At 68.0% G+C, this 2,993-nt stretch carries 3 protein-coding genes; all 3 read left to right on the top strand.

The window, feature by feature from the left end; all coding sequences use genetic code 11:
• The first annotated feature begins 141 nt into the window (after positions 1 to 141).
• The 3 genes from ASG00_RS08310 to ASG00_RS08300 all read left to right on the top strand — a co-directional run bounded on the left by ASG00_RS08310 (position 142) and on the right by ASG00_RS08300 (position 2,947).
• A complete protein-coding gene (locus ASG00_RS08310) occupies positions 142 to 1,311 on the top strand; it encodes an acetyl-CoA C-acyltransferase (protein ID WP_056208475.1) in 1,170 nt (389 codons plus the stop codon).
• Positions 1,312 to 1,406: 95 nt separating this feature from the next.
• The gene (locus ASG00_RS08305) at positions 1,407 to 1,961 is read left to right on the top strand and encodes an NAD(P)H-dependent oxidoreductase (RefSeq protein WP_056208472.1); all 555 of its coding nucleotides are present in this window, start codon (positions 1,407 to 1,409) and stop codon (positions 1,959 to 1,961) included.
• Positions 1,958 to 2,947 carry a TDT family transporter gene (locus tag ASG00_RS08300; protein WP_162237835.1) on the top strand — a complete coding sequence of 330 codons (990 nt, stop codon included), beginning with the start codon at positions 1,958 to 1,960 and terminating at the stop codon, positions 2,945 to 2,947. Before ASG00_RS08305 ends, ASG00_RS08300 begins: the two co-directional genes overlap by 4 nt.
• Positions 2,948 to 2,993: the final 46 nt, after the last annotated feature.

Genomic DNA, 2,993 nt, shown 5'->3' with positions numbered 1-2,993 from the left:
CCCCGGAACCCGGACACGAGCCGCAATGAGCGACAAGTGATGGAACGGAACCGTCGAGATGCTCCTCCGCGAGATCGCCCCCGGCATCACCCTCGAGGAACTCCGGGCGATCCCCGGCGCCTCCCCTAAAGAAAGGTTCAGATGAACGCCCTCATCGTCGGCTACGCCCGAACTCCATTCGTGAAATTCAACGGTCAGTTCGCCGCGATCCCCGCCACACGGCTCGGCGCACATGCGATCAAGGCCGCGCTGCATCGAGCCGGTGTCGCGCCCGACGCGGTACAACGTGTGGTCGGCGGCCAGGTGTTGCAGGCCGGGGCAGGGCAGAACCCGGCACGCCAGGCTGCGGTGGGCGCCGGGATCCCGCTCACAGTGCCGTCGGTGACGATCAACGCGGTATGCCTCTCCGGCGCAGAGGCGGTCGCCACCGCAGCGGCCGCGATCGAAGCAGGACGGATCGACGTCGCGGTCGCCTTCGGCATGGAGTCGATGTCGCTCGCACCGCACGCCCTCCCTGCGAGAGCCGGAACGAAGTACGGATCGATCGAACTGCTCGACCTCCTCGAGCACGACGCCCTCGTCGATGCCTTCGAACAACGCTCGATGGGCTTGTCCACTGAGGAGGGCAACGAGGACTACGCCATCCTCCGGACTGCGCAGGACGAGGTCGCAGCGCGCTCCCACATCCATGCCGCCGCGTCGGCCGACTGGCTCGCCGCAGAGATCGAACCCGTCCTCGTCCCCTCGAAGCGAGGAGACATCGCCGTGACGGCCGATGACGGGGTTCGCGCCAACACGACCGTCGAGGTGCTCGCCGGCCTCCGCCCAGCCTTCTCACCCGGAGGCACCATCACCGCCGGCAACTCCTCGTCGATCAACGACGGCGCGGCCGCGCTCGTGCTCGTCTCGGCCGCATACGCTGAACAGCACGGACTGTCGGCGATCGCGACGGTCGAAGCCACGGCGTTCGTCGCCGGCCCGGACGTGCGCCTGCACGCGCGGCCAGCGGACGCCATCCGCGCCGCCCTCGCCCACATCGACGCGACCCCGGATGACCTCGTCAGGATCGAGATCAACGAGGCCTTCGCCTCCGTGATCGTCCACTCCGCCCAGCTGCTCGGCATCGGACCTGAGCGCGTGAATCGGCACGGCGGTGCGATCGCGATCGGCCACCCGGTCGGCGCGTCTGGTGCTCGCATCGTCGGGACCCTCGCCCGACAGCTCGCCGAACAAGGAGCCGGACTGCTCGGGGCCGCAGCCATCTGCGGCGGCGGCGGTCAAGGATCAGCCGTTCTCCTTCGAAGCATCTGACGGCAGAGACGCCGCGCACGACGCCGTAGCCGCCCAGTGCACCTCGACGGATGCCCCCCTCATCACATCCACCAACGTCACGGAGACCGAACACAATGACTGAGCAGCAGATCGCAGAGATCATTGTTGTCGTGGGGCATCCCGACCTGAGCGAGTCACGGATCAACGCCGCCCTCGTCCACGAACTCGAAGGGCTTCCCGCGGTGCAGGTGCGCACCCTGCACGAGCTGTACCCGGATGGGCAGATCGACTTCGATGCCGAGCGCACCGCGCTGGAGAGCGCGCAGAACATCGTGCTGCAGTACCCGCTGTACTGGTACTCGACACCGGGCCTGCTCAAGCAGTGGCTGGACGAGATCATGACGCGCGGCTGGGCCTACGGCACGGGCAAGCCCGGCGTGCTGAAAGGCAAGACCCTGCGGGTCGCGATTTCCAACGGCGGCGTCCAGGACGCCTACCAGCCCGAGGGATTCCACGGTTGGCCGATCCGGCAGGTGCTGATCCCGATGGAGGCCCTCGCCAAGCGCCTCGGCGTTATCTGGCTCGAGCCGCAGATCATCCACGGCACCTGGGACCTCACCGACGAGCAGCTCGCCGCCCGGGCCGCCCGCTACCGCGAACTGCTGACCCTCAGGGACCTGGCCGCGTGAGCGCCTCGGCGAGTCCCGCACTATCCCGGGCCGGCACGACCCGGGCCGAGCCGGACGCGCCGTGGCTGCCGTTGAACCTGTTCGCGATCCCGCTCGGTCTGGCCGGTCTCGGCGGCGCCTGGTCGGCGGCATCGACACAGCTGGGCGCGAGTCCGATCCCGGCCGAGGTCTCCTTCGCCATCGCCACGTTGATCTGGGCTGGTTTCACCGTCGTCTACCTCACCGGCGGGCTGCGTCGTATCGCGTCCTTCACCGCCGACCTGCGGCATCCGCTGACGGGCCCGTTCACGGCCTATATCCCCGTCGTCGCGATCCTGTTGATCGCCCACTACGCGCCCTACCTCGGGGACGCGGCCGTGTGGCTGATCCTGGCGGCGACAACAGTCCTGGCCGTGATCGCCGCGCAACTGGTCGCCCATTGGCTCACAGCGTCGATCGAACGCGACGCACTCCATCCAGGCTATTTCCTGCCGGTTGTCGCCGGGTCCTTTATCGCCAGCATCGGCTTCACGAGCGTCGCCCAGCACGAAGCGGCCATCGCCGCGATCGGCATCGGGGTGTTCTTCTGGCTCGTGATCGGCACCATCGTGATGGCCCGCCTCGTTACCGGGGCACCGCTGCCGCCCGCGTCGCGACCCGCCCTGGCGATCCTGGTCACCCCACCGGGGACAGCGAGCGTGGCGTGGTTCGCCGCCACCGGCGGGAGCGTCGACGTGATCCAGGAGATCCTGGGCGGGATCGTGCTGTTCATGTTCCTCGTTCAGCTCGCTCTCCTGCCCGGGTATCTGCGGGCACCGTTCACGATGCAGTACTGGGTGTTCACGTTCCCCGCCGCCGTCCTTGCCAACGACGGCATCCGCTGGGCGTTCGCTCTGCAATTCCCCGGCTGGCAGACCGCGGGCTGGATCGTGCTCGGCGTCTTCACCACAGTGATCCTCGCGATCATCGCGGCCAGCATCTGGAAGTTCACCCCTAGGCCGTGTTGATTAAGTCGGTCTTGATCCAGATGAGGGTCGAGGAGAGGCAGATGGC

This window comes from Microbacterium sp. Leaf351 (assembly GCF_001423825.1).
GTDB lineage: Bacteria > Actinomycetota > Actinomycetes > Actinomycetales > Microbacteriaceae > Microbacterium > Microbacterium ginsengisoli.
Note: the sequence above shows the minus strand (reverse complement) of the source record. Positions and strands in the feature narration are given on the sequence as shown.

What these genes read in the sequence shown, in the direction of transcription:
- ASG00_RS08310 (WP_056208475.1), top strand. Translation starts at nt 142, where the DNA reads ATGAACGCCCTCATCGTCGGCTACGCCCGAACTCCATTCGTGAAATTC.
- ASG00_RS08305 (WP_056208472.1), top strand. Translation starts at nt 1,407, where the DNA reads ATGACTGAGCAGCAGATCGCAGAGATCATTGTTGTCGTGGGGCATCCC.